Below are 16,554 nucleotides of genomic sequence, written 5' to 3'. Positions count from 1 at the left end.
TAGAGCCGCAGACCCTGCACAACAGGGTGCTGCCCGCTTTCTATCCAGGAGATTTTGTGACCGCTGACCTCGTTATCGTAGGGTCCGGCTTTTTTGGCCTGACAATTGCAGAGCAAGCCGCAACGGAGCTCGGGCTCAAGGTCGTTGTCCTCGACCGCCGCCACCACATTGGTGGAAACGCATACAGTGAAAAAGAAGAGCAGACGGGAATTGAGATCCACCGCTACGGCGCGCATCTCTTCCACACCTCAAATGAGCGGGTCTGGGAGTACGTCAACCGCTTCACCACTTTCACAAACTATGTGCACAAGGTTTACGGCGTCCACAAGGGCGAGGTCTACTCACTCCCCATCAACCTGGCCACCATCAACCAGTTCTTCCGGGCCAACCTCACCCCGGGCCAGGCCAAGGACCTGATTCAGGAACAGGCAGGCGAACTGGCGGGAACCGATCCGCAGAACCTCAATGACAAGGGAATCCAGCTGATCGGCCGGCCCCTCTATGAGGCCTTCATCAAGCACTACACCGGTAAACAGTGGCAGACGGACCCCAAGGACCTGCCGGCCGGCATCATTTCCCGGCTCCCGGTGCGCTACAACTATGACAACCGGTACTTCAACGACAAGTATGAGGGCCTGCCCACCAACGGTTACACGGCCTGGATCGAAAAAATGGCCGAACACCCGAATATCGAGGTCAGGCTCAACACCGACTTCTTCGACGAAAGCCACGAGTACAGCAAGGAAAAGGTGGTTGGCACCATACCCGTCATCTACACCGGGCCTGTCGACCGCTACTTCGATTTCTCAGAGGGCGACCTTTCCTGGCGGACCATCGACTTCGAAGAGGAAGTCCTCGACGTCGGCGATTTCCAAGGCACGTCAGTGGTGAACTACAACGACGCCGACACTGCCTACACCCGCGTCATCGAACCACGGCACTTCCACCCCGAGCGGGAGTACCAGACTGAGAAAACCGTCATCATGCGCGAGTTCTCACGCGCGGCCGAAAAGGGCGACGAACCCTATTACCCCATCAACACGCCGGTGGACCGTGACCGCCTGCTCAAGTACCGCGATCTTGCAGCGGCGGAAAAGGACGTCCTGTTCGGCGGGCGCCTGGGTACCTACAAATACCTGGACATGCACATGGCCATCGGCTCTGCCCTGGCAATGTTCGATAACAAGATCCGGCCGCATTTCGAGAGTGGCGCCAAGCTGGAAAGCGGAGGCGTCGACGCATGAACGAAGCTCCGGGCTGGGCCACCCTTCAGCGGGTGATTTTCCCGCCGGAGTCCGGGGTGGACACCATGTCGCTCTATGCGGACGCCGGCCCGGCCACCGGGGCACGGTTCAAGGAGAGCGATGAGTTCGCCAGGAACACCAAGCCTGTCGAGGAAAAACTCCACCTTGTAGGTTCAAGCTCACGCGACGTTCATTTCGATGATCTGCTGTCGCGCCACTCCATCCGGGTTCGGGCGGGCGAGCAGCTCTCCCTGGGAACGTATTTTAATGCCTTCCCTGCAAGCTACTGGCGACGCTGGACCCCGTTGCGCGACATCCGGCTTGTGGTTGAGACGGCAGGACACGGCTCCGTCGCGGTCTACAAGTCCAATGCCCGCGGCACCGTTCAGCGGGTGAACGGCGCGAGGGTGGACGGCGACAGCCGGACAGAGTTCCTGCTGTCCATCAAACCGTTCGGTGATGGCGGCTGGTACTGGTTCGACCTGGCATCGGGCGCCGGGGACCTTGTCCTGAAGGAAGCCCGCTGGGAGGGACCGCCGGCACTTCGCGCCGGGGAGCAGGCCACCATCCAAATCACCACCATGGACAAGCCGGACTTCTGCCTGGCCAACATCCGGACACTGGCCGACCACCCCGAAGCGCTTGAACTCGCAAGGGAAGTCATTGTTGTCGATCAGGGCTCCCGGAAAGTCGTCGCCGAGCCAGGCTTCGCTGATGTCGCTGCGCGGCTGGGATCCAAGCTTCGCATCATCAACCAGGCCAACCTGGGCGGCTCCGGCGGCTTCGCCAGGGGCATGTACGAGGGCGTCAACAACGGCAGCGACTATGTCCTGCTGCTTGATGATGATGTGGTCATCGAGCCCGAAAGCATCCTGAGGATGATGGCATTCTCGGGCCGCTGCAAGAACCCCACGATCGTGGGCGGGCACATGTTCGACCTTTACAGCCGGAGCACCCTGTATTCGATGGGTGAGACCATCGACGCGCGGACCTTCTCGCCGAGCCAGCCGCACGAGGACATGCAGATGCGGCACGACTTCAGTGTGTCAAACCTTCGTCAGACTCCTTGGCTCCACCGGCGCTTCGACGTTGATTACAACGGCTGGTGGATGTGTATGGTCCCCACGTCGATCATCCGCGATATCGGCTTGCCGCTGCCGCTTTTCATCAAGTGGGACGACTCGGAATACGGGCTTCGCGCACGGGCTGCCGGATACCGCACAGTTTCGCTGCCCGGCGCGGCCCTCTGGCACATTTCATGGCTGGACAAGGACGACCTTGTGGGCTGGCAGGCCTACTTCCACAACCGCAACAGACTGATTACTGCGCTCCTGCACAGCCCGCATCCCAAGGGTGGGGATGTTCTTGCCAGGTCGTTCCAGGAAGATGTGAAACACCTTGTTTCGCTCCAGTACTTTACGGCACAAAACCGCCTTCAAGGCCGGGACGACCTGCTCGCGGGACCTGGCCGCCTGCACCCGACACTTGGCACCCAACTGGCCCGCATCAACGAGGCCCGCAATTCCTACACTGATGCACAAATGGTGGAGGACGTAGACGACTTTCCGGCGCCCGCCTTGGGGGCAGGACTGTCGGCGGGATCCGACAGCAGGATGCCGGCGAAGAAGGACATGGTCAGATGGGGTGTGGCCACGGTGGCACGGCAGTTGCTCAAACAGCCTTCAGCGGAGTCACTGGAGCGTCCCCAGGCCTATCTTGCGCACCTTGATAACCGCTGGTTCCGCATTGCGAATTTCGATTCGGTGGTTGTTTCAAATGCCGAGGGCACCGCTGCGTCCTGGTACAAGCGCGATCCCCGCAAACTGAAAGCCATGCTCAAGCTCTCCGCCGTGCAGCATGCCAGGCTGTTCAGGAACTGGAACTCCCTCGCAGAAACCTACCGCTCGGCCCTGCCGGACCTCGTATCGATGGAATCCTGGCGGAAAACCTTTGATGATGCAGGCAAGTCGGCCGCTGCCTCTTAATAGCCGTCCTGGCGCGGCTGCCGGTCGGCTGCAGCCGGCCGGGGCGCGCTGGGCCGGATGGTCAGCCAGCGGTGCAGGCAAAGGCCGCTGACAGCGAGTACCAGCAGGTACATGGCCGTCAGGCCCTGCCAGGTTCCCGGGGGCTGCCAGAGCGGCTCGAACATCTCTGTCCAGTTGACGTGGTCCTGGATCCCCAACGTGTAACGGCGCATTCCTTCAAGGAAAACGTACGTGTGCGCCAGGATGGCGAGGACGATGCTCCACCGGAGCAGCGACGAGCCCCAGGGTGTCACTTTGTACGGGCGGAAGCGGACGGTGACGCCGGCCGCCAGAATCATCGTCACAACCATCGCCAGGGCGTACCGGCCCTGCCAGATCCAGCCCAGCTGCTCACTGGAACTTGCCTGCAGGACAACAGGAATCACGAGCACGGTCAGCGTGAGCAGCACCATTGCCCACCGCCCACGGACCGGACGGGACGTATAGGCGAGAAGCAGCATGGCCCCGAAGCCGAGGACCCAGGCGTAGGTGGCGGCGACGGGCGGTTGTGTGTCGAGCCAACCGAGGACACCCACGTACTGGGCCATGAAGGCGACTGTTTTATCCACCATTTCCACAGCCGCCACGTCTGCCGGGATGGATTCACTGCCGGCCAGGAGGCTTTCGAAGCTCTTTGCCGAGACAACCCACCAAAGTGCGAATGAGCATGACAGTCCCACGGCCAGGACGGCGGCCTGGGCCCGCCTGTCCCGCAGCGCCCGGAAGAGTGCAGGGGCGCTGTGACAGAGCATGGCGGAAAGGGCGGCAATGGCAAGCCAGAGCAGGGAAAGGGGCCGGGTATGGGCCAGCAGCGCACCAGCCAGCGCAAAAATGACAAGCAACAGGCTGCTGATTTTTGTTTTACGGGCGGACTGTTCAAGGATGGCGCAGAGGCTCATGAATACCGCACCTGATGCAGCGATTTCCAGGGCGTTGGGATTAATGGCGCCGGTGAGGAAAAATACGGACGGCGTCAGGGCGATGGCGCCGGCAATAACAGGCCTTTGAAAGCGGCGAAGGGAAGCAGCCGCACAAAAGATTGACGCAAGAAAAAATGAAACAAGCCAGGTGTTGATAAGCCGCATCGCATAAATGGCCGGCTCGCCGCTGAGGCCCCGGCTGCCGAGGCCAACAATTGCATAGTAGACAGGATTGTAATTGCCGGCCGACGTCTTGGCGGGAATCCAGGTCCTGTCGCCGGCATCAATTTGCTGTGAGCAGTCCGGGGTGACATCCGACTTTTGGGCAAAGCAGCTGTACTCGCCAAGGTGCGCAATGTAGCCCGGGACATTAACGGTGAGCGGCTCACCCTGAATGCCGGAGCTGCTGCCGCTGAATTGTCCCCTAGCCACGGCTGCGGCTTTGATGGCGTGGGCGGGCTCGTCGGGGACCGACATAAGGGGAGAAGCGAAGCTCCAGATCGACCCCAGGCAGCCAAACAGCAACCAAGCGGTGACCAGGACGCGGACCGGGGAAGGTAGCTGGTTGAGGCTGGATGAACGACTGTTTTTGGGCGCCAGAGCCTGCCTCTTGAAAATCTGCATGATAGTTTAAATGGTACTTGGAGCTGTGCCGTTCGCTGGCTGAACACTCCGTACCACTGGAGAGGCCACCCATCATGCGAAAATCTGCTCCCAGGGAGTCGTCCGCCTCAGCGGCGACCGCAGCAGACCCTGCCCCGTCAAACCTTGCGGTGGTCCTTTACCGGCATCCGATAGTCCGGTTCCTGCTGGTGGGCGGGTTGTCTTTTGCGCTTGACCTGGGGCTTTTGGCGATATTCCATGAGGTATTCGGGGTGCCGCTGTGGATTGCCACGCCCATCGCATTCCTCATCAGCCTGGTATTCAATTTTCTGTTGCAGCGGATTTTCACTTTCCAGGCGAATAACAATGGAAGCGTCAGCGCGGCAAAATACGTGCTGCTGGTGATCGTTAATGTCTTGGTCAGCGATTTGATTGTCACCGGCTTTGACGCGGCGGGCTGGTCATATATTTTTGGAAAGGCGTCGGCAACAGCGCTGACGACAGTTTGGAATTACTTCCTCTACCGGCACTGGATTTTCAAGCGCGTTCCCGAAGAGTACAGCGGTTCCTGAACTATCCAACGGGCCGGTTGTGCCCTCTGGCTTGCATGGGTTGTGCCGACACGACGAAGTCCCCGTCCCGGAAGGGATGGGGACATCGTCTTTTCAGTCCGTAGGGCCGGTCTCAGCCCGGATGCCGCCGGGAGGCATTCGTGTTCCCGCACCCACCGGCGAACCCGGCACAGGAGCGCTGGGCAGCCCGCTGGGCCCGGTGGACGGAAGGGCCGGGCTGGGCTTCCCGGTCCGGACCGGGCTCTTGCCCCCGGGACGCCACACGGGAAGCTGCTGTCCGCCATGCAGGTACCGGAAGAGAATCAGGCCTCCTGCCGCGGTGACCAACAGATAGGCGACGCTGAGGACAAACCAACCAAGTGGCGGCTGCCAGTGGGGGGACGAGAAGAGGGTCTGCCAGTTGGCTATTTCGCTGATACCAACAACGTAGCGCCGCAGCACGTAGACGAAGGTCAGGGTGTGGCAGAAAACCATTACCCAAAAAACGACCCGTGAGACCCTGACGGCAGCCGGGCTGGCGGGGAAGCGGAGTTTGCGTAATCCGAGTCCCACGCTGATGAACAGGACCATAACGAGGGGCAGGGTGTACCGGCCCTGCCAGATGAATCCCATCCCCCGCCACAGGGCGGTCTGCAGCAGCGCCGGCACCAGGTACAGCATGGCCAGGGCCACCCAGTAACCGGTCCAGTGCCGAAGCGGCCGGACGCAGAAGGGGACAATCAGTGCTGCCACCATCAACCCGCCCCAGACAAGCTGGACCAGTTCCGGCGCCGGTGTGTCGAGCCAGCCCATGGTGCCGATGTACTGCGGGAAGAAGTCGTAGGTGCGGTCAAGCATGATGATGAATCCGCGGTACAGCGGTGCATCGGGATGCGGGCTTGCAATGCCTTCCGGCGCCACGCCCACGTTTGCGGGCCCGTTGGATGCCAGGTACATCCACACCAGGCCCAGCACGGCGCCGGGGACCGCCAGCCCTGCGGCTATCAGGACGCGCTTGTCACTGAAGACGGCAATCGTGCGGCGGAAGCGGAATGAACAGACACCGACTACCAGGGCGCAGAGCAGCCAGATCAGTGATATTTGCCGGGCGTTGGCAAGGACCACCGTTGCCGCAGCAACCGTCGCCAGGGCCGGAATCACCCTTTTGGTATTACGCCAGTTGTCCAGCACCACAACGAATCCCGCGAAAGCGGCCATGGTCGCAGCGATTTCCAGGGAGTTCGGATTGATGCCACCGCCCAGGAACAGGACCATTGGCGTGACACTCAGTGCAGCAATCAGCACCGGGAATTTGGGGCGCCTCAGTTCAGTAAGGGCTGTGAAGCCGGCGGCAAAGAACACCGCACACAGCAGCGCGCTGACCAGGCGCATTGCGTAGAGGGCCGGCGCGCCGGACATGAACAAAGTGGGCAGGCCAACCACCCAGTAGTACATGGGGTTGTAGGACCCCGCGGACGTCACCCCGATGTTGGTGAACGTATCGTCCGAATAGATGGGGGCCGTGCAGTCAGCCGCTTGGGTGCGGTTGAACTTGTAGCAGCTTTGCGCGTGCAGGCTGGCGATGTAATTGGGAACCCGGACATGGACACCATGGCCGAACGAAGTGCCTTCCTCGACCAGGACCTGGCCCCGGACCACGGCAGCGGCCTTGATGGTGTGTGCCGGTTCATCGGGAGCACCCATCAGCGGGGTAGCCAAGGACCACAGACCGAACAGGAGGGAGAAGATGGCGGTGAGGAGAGCGAACGTCGGCAGCGGCCGGGGAAGGCTGCGGCGTCCGGTGTTTTTCGTAAGGATGGTCATTGTCCGCCTCCAACGGTGCTGATGAGCCTGCGGGCGTCGGCAATGGCTTTTTTACCCGGAGACATCACGAACGCGAACGCATTGGCGTTCTTCTGCGCCTCTTCACTCAGGACGCTTTCAGCCATCGACTGGGTCAGCCTGCCCAGCTCGGGTTCCTCGTACTGCCGGCAGACGTAGACATAAATGACTGTCGCGAGCGCGTAGCCGGATCGGCCGTCGAGGCCCTGCACCACGGACCTTGCCGAGGACTGGACTGTGCCTGTGCTGACGGCGTCGACAACCGAAGTGGCCTGCAGCCGCCGGGGCTTGCCGTCGAAGACCAGTTGCGCGGCAGTAAATCTGTTGCCGATGATGCTGCCGTCCAGGATCGACAGCCCGCCGTCAGTGTCGTCGAGCTTGTTCGCAAGGTCCAGCGGCGGTGAGGATACCTGTCCCAGGACCGTTGACGGCAAGGAATCAGGGGTGGCAGGCGTCCAATCCATGCCGGCATCCCGGCCGAGATAGTCGTTGACCGGTCGGACAGTGTCCGATGGACCTTCCGGGACCAGCACCGTGATCCCGAGATCCGGCAGGTCTGTTTCGGGGTTCAACTCGAGCAGGCGCGGGTCGTTCCAGCGTGTGATCCGGCCTTCAAGGATGCCGGCAAGGACCGGCGCATCCAGCACCACGTCACTGACGTCCTTGATCTTGATGGCTACACCCACCGGCAGGACTCCTGCAGCGAAGGAGACGGCACCGTCGGCCGTGCACATCCCGCGCACGGACGCGGCCACATCGTCCGGAAGCGGGGATGAGCCAACAGCAAAATGGGCCTGCCCGTCCTGGAAAGCCTTGAGGCCGGGGGCTGTGCCGTCCGGGGAGTAGCTTACCGAGGCGCCCTTGACGGCTTCGCCCCAGGCCAGGCCCCAGGCACTGACTGACCCCTGGGCGGCATTGCTGCCGATTCCGGTCAAAGCACCCTGGATGGTACCCGGGGGAGTGGTTGAACAGGCAGCCAACGACAGGAGGCCCACCAGCAGTCCTGAAGTGCGTATTTTATTGCGGTTGGAAAGGTGAATCACGTGTCAAGCCTAATGCCCACACCCGGCGGCGACGGGCAGGCCGCCTCCCGCGGGACGCCCGGACATCCTCACCCGCAACCCGAGATCCGGTACAGCCGCGCTGCGTCGCCTTCTGAATCAACGAGGGTAAGCCCCCTGGCCTGGCCAATATCCGTGACACCCGGATAGGTCTCGGAGCCAGGCAAATCGATGAGGTAGTCGGAACCGAAATCCAGGACGTACTGGACGTTCTGGTTGCGAAGGGCGGGACACAGCCCGCTCACGTCGGGCCCGTCCTTGAGGCTTTCGTTGATCAGCTTTGCGTCCGGACCGGCTTCTGCAAACAGGTGCGCGGTCAGCACTCGCCGTCCCGTGTACGCGTAGGCGAGTGAGCTGCCGTTCCAGGGATTGTCGGCAATCACGGCGTCAGCTGGAACGTGGTCCGGCAGGCGTTTCAACAGGGCCAGTTCAGCCGGCGTCAACAAGTCGGAATCGGCACTCAACTTGTATACCCCTGATGCGCCGCGGATGTAGTGTGTGAGCGGCCCGGCGGTACTGGCCAGGGCCAGCAGGACGATGGTTGCCGCCGCGGCGACGAGGGCGGGACCGCGGCCGGGGAGTTGTGCCCGGCCTTCAAGTGTCCCCTGCAGCCTGGCCGCCATGGCTGACGACTGCCACCAGTCCCAGAGAGCCAATGCACCGAGCACGGCAAGGGGTGTGGCGAACAGCGGCAGGAGTGCTGCGAGCCTGTAGGTGTCGCCGTACCAGGTGCCTATCAGTGCGTCCCGGACGGCACCCTTGGGGAACGACGCGGCCACAACGTAAAGGCTGCCCAGGACAGCGTATGAGAATGCCATCCAGCGGTGCTTCCGTTGCCGGAAAACGGTGAGCAATCCGGCCACTGAGAGGGCGGCGACAATAACGGCCGGGATCGTGGATTGCATGGTGCTGACCGTGAGGATTTCACCGACGGCGGCGCCCGGCTTAACTGCCGGACCCCAACTGTCGTACGGGGCTGGACGCAGCTTGAACCACAGCAGGGCCGCAACCAGGAGCACGGCCAGGCTGGCGGCACTGAACAGGACGGACCGGAGCGCGCCGGCCCGGAGGCCGGAGCGCCTCGCGATGCGCCACCAGAGCAGTCCAGCCAGGGGCAGGCCCATCGCTATGGTGGTGTTGACCGAGCTCGTGTGGGCGAAGGCAAGGCCGCCCAGCCCGAGTATCAAGGCAAAAATCCAGCTGCGCAGGGGGTCCGTGCGGGTCCGCCCGAGCCGGACAACGGCCGCGAGGCAGGTGATCAGCGCCGGCATCATGCTGACGGCCAACGCGTAGGGGAACAACGGACCCCAAACGATCATGAGATACGGGAAGGCAACCTGGGCCGCTGCAATGATCCCTGTGACCACCAGGGCTGCGGGCCGGCGCGAGATGGTTTTGGCCACCAGGAACAGGCAGGACGCGGGCCAGAGGACAGCGGCGATGACCAGGTTCAGGGCGTTCTGGGCCGTGGGGATGTCGACGGCGGCCACCTGGACCAGGAGCGCGGCGAAGGAGTGCCATGCCGCGGGATAGACGGCGTCCAGGCCCGATACCCCCTGCAACGCAGCGAGATTGAGCGAGGACGCGTTGCCGGTATCCAGGATGAACCGGATGGCGTTCAGGTGGAAGACATTGTCGAACACCTGCGAAGGGTCTGCCGGCGAGCCCACCAGCTGCACAAACCTGATGGCTGTTGGGATTGTCGCCAATGCCAACGCCGCGAAGGGCAGCCATTGGCGGAGGGGCGGTGCCCCTGTAAGACGCCACCTGACTCCGCGCGTTACTGCCAACGCTGCTGCGGCCAGCAGGGCGCTGACCAAAAGGTAAGGCAGGATGCTCCACGGCACGCCAATGGCCCCGCCGAGTACCCCTGCCAGGCCGGCGGACGCAGTGGACAGCAGGGGCGCCAGGCCAAGGATGGCTCCGGCGCGGAACTTCAGGCACGCACCGATCAAAGCGCCCGGTATATACAGGAGCAGCACTGCCACGGCTATCGCAGGTACGGCGCCAAGCCAGCTCACAATGCGGCCCCGTCAACTTCGCGGGTCGGGGCCTCGCCCCTGACCAGGCGCAGGATGGCCAGCAGTTGGATGACGGTAACTGCCACTTCGCCGATCACCAGGCCGAGGGCGCCGCCTTGGCCGCCCATCAGGCCCGACAGGATGATCATGGCCGGCAGACCCAGCACTGCCCCAACAATGGTGCTGTAGAACACAACGCGCATCTTCTTGGCCGGTACAAGCCAGTGCGCCCCGGTGGAGGTTGTGACGCAAACCAGGAAGAATGACAGGCCAAACCAGAAGCAGGTCCAGAAATCGGCAGGCACCTTCGGGAACAGCATGAAGCTGACCCACGGCCCCAGGAGCGCCAGGAGCGCCCAGCCTGCAAGGCCGAGGCCGGTGAGGGCCCGGAGTGAAAACACCCGTCTGCGGGTATGGTCGCCGCCGTGTTCGCTGACCCAGCCCTGAAGGCTGTTACCCAGGGCAGCCGTGGCGAGGAGTCCGATCCGGTAGAACTTTTCGGCCGTTACGAAGGATGCAAGTCCGGCCGTTGACGCGGCAAACTGCACCACAAGCACAGGTGTGGACGCGTAGGCCCCGGCCGCAGCAGTAATGCCGGCACCCGCACGCAGCGCCCAGATTTCCTTCAGGATGGCGGTAAGGCCGAGTCCGCTGAAATCACTTCGGTTCGAGTGGTCCTTGTTGAACCAGAGGGTTCCCGCCAGCCCCAGCACTATCAGGGCAAGCGGGTAGAAGGAGATCTCACCCGTTGCAAACAGCAGGGGAATGACGCCCAGTGTTGCCACCATCCGGGGGAGGACGTCGTATTTGGCAATGCGCCCGGCATGTCCGGTCGCGATGCAGTACCAGGCCGGGGTCAACCCGGCAGCGGCCTGGGCGCAGGCCATCAGGAAGGCAAGCCAGAACTGGCTGGCGCCTGTGGTGAAGGCCAGTGTGAGCGCCATCAGCGGCACGGCACAGACAAACATGAACGAGCGGGTGACGAAGCTGACGGCGTAAAAGCGCCGCCGCACGGTCTCATCACCGGACGCGGCGACCGCGGCCGGGCCGGTCAGGGGCCAGCCGAGCCCGATGAGGATGGCAGCGATGGCACCGACGGCCTGTCCCACAGCGAGTGAGTTCCAGGCAGGAGCGCCGCCAACGTTGGCGATGATAGGCAGCAGGATGAAGGAGGACAGGGACGCCAGAAGCGGCAGCCCGGCGAACGCTGCGATCCTTTTGATCATGCTGCCGTCTCCCCGGTGCCGGCAGCGGCCTTACATATAGTCATAAGCGTCCTTGCCGAGCTGGCCTTTTACAAAGACGTCTTCCACTTCGCTCCTGAACCTGGACTTTTCGTTCAGGATGGCGGCGCGGTAGCCGTCCTGTTTGGCAACCTCGGCGTCAAAGTTGCCAATGAGCTGCGGGAGCATGGCTGCGGCAGTCGATACCTCGTCCTTGCCCGGCGTGATTTTGTGTTCCCAGGGGACGGGAACGTCGGCGTAAAAAGCTCCGGAGCCCCGGCGGGCCACGATGCTGAGCGCGCCGGACAGTGCCGCCTCGCGGGGCATCCGGTCTTTTCCGGGATGGTGGCCCAGGTCAAGGTAGACCCCGCAGCCCTGCAGGGTGCCCACCACTTCTGCCCGGGTCATGCCAACGATCGGCTGCCATTCGATCGAGGGCGGGCACAGTTTCTTCACGGCCTCGATGATGTGGCCGCCCTTGGCCGGGTTGTACGTCACCAGGTTCCTGTTGCGGCTGGTTTCCGGATGGGCCTGGAATTCGCTGTTGGGTGTGTAGTCGGAGATCAGGGACGGCACAACATCAAAGCGTGTCGCCACGAAGGCCCACGCGTAAGAGGACTGGACGAGGTGGACCACGTCGCGGTCGTTGCGGAGGAACGCGGGGGCCACCTTGTTTTTCCACATCCGGGCGAAGGGGACGGCAGCTTCTTTGGCCTTCTCAAAGGGGCCGGCATCACTTCGGTGCCACATCCGCTCCGCCATAAACGTGAGGGAGTTATCGATGCTCAACCACCAGCACATGCGGCGGGCCAGTTTTACGCCTGACATCTCGTAGACGTAGGTTTCCGGATACACCACCACGTTCCCGGGGGCGTCAATGATCGCCGGGGCCTCCGGCGCGTTGTAGATGTTGTACTGCTCAACCCTGTCGTTGTGCACCGTGTGCGGGTGCGGAACGAGGTAGGCGTCGCGGCCCAGTTCGCGCAGCATGTCGACAAGCTGATGCAGTGCTTCCGGGCCGCCGGTCCTTAGTCCTTTGTGGTACAGGACGAAGATGGTTCCTGAGTGATCGGTCATGGGTGGTCCTTCGATTTCGGCCGCGCAGTGGGGCGCCGGCGCTGCATGATGGAATTCCTGCTCAGCGCAGGCGGGCGGCCAGGGCGTCGTCGATCTTTCCCATCTTCAGGCGCTGGGCGTCACGGACGCCGGCCAGGGCGGCCACAAGGTGCTTGCGCCGGTTGGGACCAAAACCAAACCGGACCACATGGCTTTGGATCTCCATGTAAATCCGGCGCAGCACCCATTTGGGCTGCTTGAAAGCGTACCGGCGGGCGAGGACCAGGGAGTTCCTGGTGATGTAGTAGACCCGGAAAGGTGCGTGGTAGTACACAAAAAGCTTTTTCGCGCCGACGTGGGCATGCCACCCGAGGATCGTCATGGGACGCGCATTGCCCAGGCTGTGCTCAAGGTTGCAGCCCCGCCCGGCAAGGGCACGGAGCCCCTTTTCGCGGAGCCGGGCATTGAATTCCGAATCCACGCAATCAATGAAGAATCCCTCATCAAAGGACCCCACAGCGGTGAAGGTACTGGTGCGGACCAGGCTGCCGCTGGTCATGGGGTCAAAGATCTGCGGTTCCTCCGGGCTTCCCCAGGACGGCAACGGGATGTTGTTGTGCGACTCGGCGCAGACCATGCCCACGGTGGCCGGTTCGGAGGAGGAGGCAGCCGTTGCCAGGGCCGAAGCTACGTAGTCGCCGGTGAAGCGGGAATCCTGGTCCATGGTGACCACCCATTCCGGGTCCCAGCGGCTGATTGCTTCGTTGACGCCCAGGTTGAGGGCCCGGGCAATGCCGGAATTGGTGCCAAGGCGGACCACCACAGCGCCGGCGTCTTCCATGGCCCGCAGCGATTCGGTGACATCCGCCGGCGATCCGTCGTCAACCACCACCACGTGCTCCACATACTGCAGGAGCCATTCGATGTTTGCCACGTTCTCGGGGCCGGGGTTGAATGCCGAAACCACACCGCACACGTTGCGGGCACGGCTGGTCACTGCCGGTTCTTCCGCGCCCATCAGACGGCCCCCACCTGGCGGAAGCGCCGGAGCGCCGTGGCAAGATTGCGGACAAATGCCAGCCTCGCGCGCAGGATCTTGGAGGCCGAGCGGATGCCGCTGGGGGTCAGGTTCTCGCCGTGGAGCCGATGCAGGATGGTGTCTTCTTCCAGGTAAACGATCGAACGGTTGACGTTGCCCACAGTTGCTATCCACTGGTCGTGGGATTCGTCCATATAGGCGGGAAACGGCAGGATCTGGGCCAGGAGCACACGCCGGAATGCCATGGCACAGCCCCAGTGCAGCCGGTACCCCACCACGATGCCCGCAAGGTTCCGGACGGTGTGGTCCGAATCGGCCGCTTTCAGGCGGATGTCGTGGAAGCGCCCTGAGGGCCCCTCAACGTGCCGGCAGTTGCTGACCACCATGTTCCGGCCGTCAAGGGCGGAGATCATCCGTTCCACCCGGCCCGGCAGCCAGACATCATCCTGGTCCGAAAGGAACACGTATTCGCCGCGGGCTTCACCCAGGGCCCGTTCGAAAGTACGGACGTAGCCCACGTTGCGGTCGGCGTTGATCAGCCGGATCCGGGGGTCGTTCACGCCTGCGACCAGGTCGGACGTCGCGTCGGTGGAGCAGTCGTTGACCACCACCAGTTCGTCGTCGGGTCCGATTTCCGGCAGGATCGAAGCGATTTGTTCTTCGATGTGGCGGGCGCCATTGTATGCCGCCATGCACACGCTGATGCGCGGCGAAGGGGCAGTTGCGGGCTCCATAAGTTTTTTCTCCTCGGGCCTCCGGGCGGTGCCAGCGGGGCGGGCAGGGTCCCCAGCAGTCTAGCAAGCCGGGCCTGCAGGGAGGGACGCGGTGCCGGTCAACTATAATTGGTGGAACACTGCCGGCGAGCTCTTCGCGCGGAATCCACGGAAGGAACCTCAGGTCCATGACCGTTGACGTAATGTTGCCTTACTACGGCGATGTCCATCAAATGAAGCTCGCAGCCCGCAGCGTGATGAATCAGGAAAACCAGGACTGGCGGCTCGTGGTTATCGACGACGGCTACCCGGATCCCGAGCCTGAGCGCTGGTTTTCCACGATCACGGATCCCAGGGTCACGTACCTCAAGAACGAGCAGAACCTGGGTGCCAACGGAAATTACCGTAAGGCCCTGACCCTCGTCGAGGCACCGTATGTTGTCATCATGGGCGCAGACGACGTTATGCTGCCCAACTACCTAGACCTCGTGACGAGCGCGTTCGCGGAATACCCGAAGGCGGACGTGATCCAGCCGGGTGTCCAGGTGATCGACGAGCAGGGAATCGCCTGCACGCCGCTCGTGGACGCGGTGAAAAAGATCTACGCTCCCAAGACCAGCGAGCGGATCGAACTGAAGGGCGAAGTGATGGCCACCAGCCTGGTGCGTGCCGACTGGGCTTACTTCCCGTCCCTTGCCTGGCGCTCGGAGACTGTGAAGCGCATCGGCTTCACCGAGGGTCTGGATGTGGTCCAGGATCTTGCCCTCCTGCTGGACATCGCCGCCGAGCATGGTTCGATGATTGTTGACCCGGTCCTGGCGTTCCTTTACCGCCGGCACTCGGCGTCTGACTCGTCGGTTCGCGCGCTTGACGGCCGCCGTTTTGATGAGGAACGACGCTTCTTCCAGCAGCAGGCGGAACGTTTCGCGGCCATGGGTTGGAAGGGCGCCGCGAGGGCCGCGAACTTCCATACGACGTCCAGGCTCAACGCCGCGTCGTTGATCCTGAAGTCCGTCGGCAAAGGCAAGTTCGACTCGCTGCCCAGGCTGGCGAAGCACATCGTGCGTTAGGCAGCCCCGTAACGGAGTGGGCTTAACGCCGTCGGGTCCCCAACAGAACACTGTTGGGGACCCGATCGCGTTAACGGGACCGTCAGCCCTCCGGGTCCGCTGCACCTGCGTTCCGGGTACCGGACTCGAAACGGTGCTGCAGGACTTTCAGCTCGGATTTGAGGATTGCCACTTCCTCGCACAGGATCCTGACCTCGTCCTCGGCCTGGGACTGTTCCCGGGACAGGTGGAGGCAGACGCCCACCAGCAGCACAAGCGTCATGATGAACAGCAGGTTAGCCGGGACCTGGATGCCCAGCAGCCCGCTGGCTTTTTCCAGCAGGGAGGGGAAGGCCGACAGCAGGAGGGTGCCGATGCCCACCACAATCCAGAGGATGGCGTACTTTTCCCGTAGTTTCTGGCGGCGGAGCATTTCGAAAACAAAAAAGAGTATTGCCAGGACGACAATGGAGCCCATCAGGAGCGACATGTTGGATTTCCTAGTTGGTAGACGGCTCGGTTTTTTTCCGGGTCAGCGCGAACAGGAGCGCCAATCCGGAGCGTCCAAGGTACATCGCTGCCTTGACAGGGTTGTGGCTCGGCGTGCCACCCTGCCGCTCCCGCATGGACACCCCGACCTGCTGGACTGTGCAGCCTGAGCGGATGGCGACGACCAGGGAATCGATGGTGTCCCCGAGGTACTCGGCAGGGTAGTGATCCACGTACTGGCGGATGGCCTTGGAGTTGGCCGCCCGGAATCCTGAGGTGACGTCGGTGAGTTTTGTTCCGGCCAACCGGGAGATGGTCCAGGCCAGGACGTTCATGGCCCACTTGCGGGGGCCGCGGACCTCGTAGTTGCCTTTGTCCGCGAATCTGGCGCCTATGGCAATGTCCGCGTGTTCGAGGCCGTCCAGGACGGCTTTAATGTCCCTGGGATCGTGCTGTCCGTCCGCGTCCACCTGGATCACCTGGCTGTACCCGTGGGTCTTGGCGTATTTGAAGCCCGTCCGCATGGCGCCGCCCACCCCCATGTTGAACGGCAGCTGCAGCACGATGGCCCCGGCGGCCCGGGCCACGTCCGCTGTGTTGTCCCGCGACCCGTCGTCCACCACCAGCACGTCGCAGGAAGGCCCGAATTCAAAGACCTCCGTGATGGTTTTCCCAACGGATTCTGATTCGTTCCATGCAGGCATGATGACCAGCGTGTC

14 protein-coding genes are annotated in these 16,554 nt (G+C 62.8%); 4 read left to right on the top strand and 10 right to left on the bottom strand.

The window, feature by feature from the left end; translation table 11 throughout:
- Positions 1–56 precede the first annotated feature (56 nt).
- Together glf and ACRB8A_RS12555 are read left to right on the top strand one after the other, a co-directional pair.
- Complete coding sequence (glf, locus tag ACRB8A_RS12560; RefSeq protein WP_050685607.1) at positions 57–1,244, top strand: UDP-galactopyranose mutase; 1,188 nt, start codon at positions 57–59, stop codon at positions 1,242–1,244.
- The gene (locus ACRB8A_RS12555) at positions 1,241–3,229 is read left to right on the top strand and encodes a glycosyltransferase (protein ID WP_432244820.1); all 1,989 of its coding nucleotides are present in this window, start codon (positions 1,241–1,243) and stop codon (positions 3,227–3,229) included. The genes glf and ACRB8A_RS12555 overlap by 4 nt, the downstream gene beginning before the upstream one ends.
- On the opposite strand, the gene ACRB8A_RS12550 is transcribed toward ACRB8A_RS12555, so the two are convergent.
- Positions 3,226–4,812, bottom strand: a complete 1,587-nt coding sequence (locus ACRB8A_RS12550; RefSeq protein WP_432244819.1) for a DUF2142 domain-containing protein — start codon at positions 4,810–4,812, stop codon at positions 3,226–3,228. The two genes, ACRB8A_RS12555 and ACRB8A_RS12550, sit on opposite strands and share 4 nt — an antisense overlap.
- 74 nt (positions 4,813–4,886) lie before the next feature.
- Here ACRB8A_RS12550 and ACRB8A_RS12545 point away from each other — a divergent pair, with 74 nt between their 5' ends.
- A complete protein-coding gene (locus ACRB8A_RS12545) occupies positions 4,887–5,363 on the top strand; it encodes a GtrA family protein (RefSeq protein ID WP_082178292.1) in 477 nt (158 codons plus the stop codon).
- A gap of 93 nt (positions 5,364–5,456) precedes the next feature.
- Here ACRB8A_RS12545 and ACRB8A_RS12540 read toward each other — a convergent pair whose 3' ends face one another.
- The 7 genes from ACRB8A_RS12540 to ACRB8A_RS12510 all read right to left on the bottom strand — a co-directional run bounded on the left by ACRB8A_RS12540 (position 5,457) and on the right by ACRB8A_RS12510 (position 14,318).
- Entirely contained in the window at positions 5,457–7,166 is a 1,710-nt protein-coding gene (locus tag ACRB8A_RS12540) for a DUF2142 domain-containing protein (RefSeq protein ID WP_432244818.1), read from the bottom strand.
- On the bottom strand, positions 7,163–8,227 hold the full coding sequence (locus ACRB8A_RS12535) for a substrate-binding domain-containing protein (protein WP_432244817.1): 1,065 nt from the start codon (positions 8,225–8,227) through the stop codon (positions 7,163–7,165). The genes ACRB8A_RS12540 and ACRB8A_RS12535 overlap by 4 nt, the downstream gene beginning before the upstream one ends.
- A gap of 68 nt (positions 8,228–8,295) precedes the next feature.
- A complete protein-coding gene (locus tag ACRB8A_RS12530) occupies positions 8,296–10,266 on the bottom strand; it encodes a DUF6541 family protein (protein WP_432244816.1) in 1,971 nt (656 codons plus the stop codon).
- The gene (locus ACRB8A_RS12525) at positions 10,263–11,492 is read right to left on the bottom strand and encodes a lipopolysaccharide biosynthesis protein (protein ID WP_050685618.1); all 1,230 of its coding nucleotides are present in this window, start codon (positions 11,490–11,492) and stop codon (positions 10,263–10,265) included. The genes ACRB8A_RS12530 and ACRB8A_RS12525 overlap by 4 nt, the downstream gene beginning before the upstream one ends.
- A 30-nt stretch (positions 11,493–11,522) precedes the next feature.
- On the bottom strand, positions 11,523–12,566 hold the full coding sequence (locus ACRB8A_RS12520; protein ID WP_432244815.1) for a hypothetical protein: 1,044 nt from the start codon (positions 12,564–12,566) through the stop codon (positions 11,523–11,525).
- 61 nt (positions 12,567–12,627) lie between these two features.
- Positions 12,628–13,542, bottom strand: coding sequence for a glycosyltransferase (locus tag ACRB8A_RS12515; RefSeq protein ID WP_197273566.1), 915 nt, complete (start codon positions 13,540–13,542; stop codon positions 12,628–12,630).
- Between the two features lie 20 nt (positions 13,543–13,562).
- Complete coding sequence (locus tag ACRB8A_RS12510) at positions 13,563–14,318, bottom strand: glycosyltransferase (RefSeq protein WP_432244814.1); 756 nt, start codon at positions 14,316–14,318, stop codon at positions 13,563–13,565.
- A gap of 167 nt (positions 14,319–14,485) precedes the next feature.
- On the opposite strand from ACRB8A_RS12510, the gene ACRB8A_RS12505 reads away from it, so the two are divergent.
- Positions 14,486–15,367 (top strand): glycosyltransferase family 2 protein, encoded by an 882-nt coding sequence (locus ACRB8A_RS12505; RefSeq protein WP_050685624.1) that lies wholly within the window; start codon positions 14,486–14,488, stop codon positions 15,365–15,367.
- Between the two features lie 82 nt (positions 15,368–15,449).
- Here the strand turns inward: ACRB8A_RS12505 and ACRB8A_RS12500 are convergent, their stop codons facing one another.
- Both ACRB8A_RS12500 and ACRB8A_RS12495 read right to left on the bottom strand, forming a co-directional pair.
- A complete protein-coding gene (locus tag ACRB8A_RS12500; RefSeq protein ID WP_050685625.1) occupies positions 15,450–15,836 on the bottom strand; it encodes a DUF2304 domain-containing protein in 387 nt (128 codons plus the stop codon).
- Between the two features lie 10 nt (positions 15,837–15,846).
- Entirely contained in the window at positions 15,847–16,539 is a 693-nt protein-coding gene (locus tag ACRB8A_RS12495; protein ID WP_050685661.1) for a glycosyltransferase family 2 protein, read from the bottom strand.
- Between the last annotated feature and the right edge of the window lie 15 nt (positions 16,540–16,554).

It is taken from the genome of Arthrobacter sp. G.S.26, from assembly GCF_050847375.1.
In the GTDB taxonomy this organism is placed as follows: Bacteria; Actinomycetota; Actinomycetes; order Actinomycetales; family Micrococcaceae; genus Arthrobacter.
Note: the sequence above shows the minus strand (reverse complement) of the source record. Positions and strands in the feature narration are given on the sequence as shown.

Excerpts from the sequence above, each read along its gene's own strand:
- ACRB8A_RS12520 (WP_432244815.1), bottom strand. The coding sequence starts at position 12,566 with ATGACCGATCACTCAGGAACCATCTTCGTCCTGTACCACAAAGGACTA.
- ACRB8A_RS12540 (WP_432244818.1), bottom strand. The coding sequence starts at position 7,166 with ATGACCATCCTTACGAAAAACACCGGACGCCGCAGCCTTCCCCGGCCG.
- ACRB8A_RS12545 (WP_082178292.1), top strand. The coding sequence starts at position 4,887 with ATGCGAAAATCTGCTCCCAGGGAGTCGTCCGCCTCAGCGGCGACCGCA.
- ACRB8A_RS12555 (WP_432244820.1), top strand. The coding sequence starts at position 1,241 with ATGAACGAAGCTCCGGGCTGGGCCACCCTTCAGCGGGTGATTTTCCCG.
- ACRB8A_RS12510 (WP_432244814.1), bottom strand. The coding sequence starts at position 14,318 with ATGGAGCCCGCAACTGCCCCTTCGCCGCGCATCAGCGTGTGCATGGCG.
- ACRB8A_RS12500 (WP_050685625.1), bottom strand. The coding sequence starts at position 15,836 with ATGTCGCTCCTGATGGGCTCCATTGTCGTCCTGGCAATACTCTTTTTT.
- ACRB8A_RS12505 (WP_050685624.1), top strand. The coding sequence starts at position 14,486 with ATGACCGTTGACGTAATGTTGCCTTACTACGGCGATGTCCATCAAATG.
- ACRB8A_RS12495 (WP_050685661.1), bottom strand. The coding sequence starts at position 16,539 with ATGCCTGCATGGAACGAATCAGAATCCGTTGGGAAAACCATCACGGAG.
- ACRB8A_RS12550 (WP_432244819.1), bottom strand. The coding sequence starts at position 4,812 with ATGCAGATTTTCAAGAGGCAGGCTCTGGCGCCCAAAAACAGTCGTTCA.
- ACRB8A_RS12525 (WP_050685618.1), bottom strand. The coding sequence starts at position 11,492 with ATGATCAAAAGGATCGCAGCGTTCGCCGGGCTGCCGCTTCTGGCGTCC.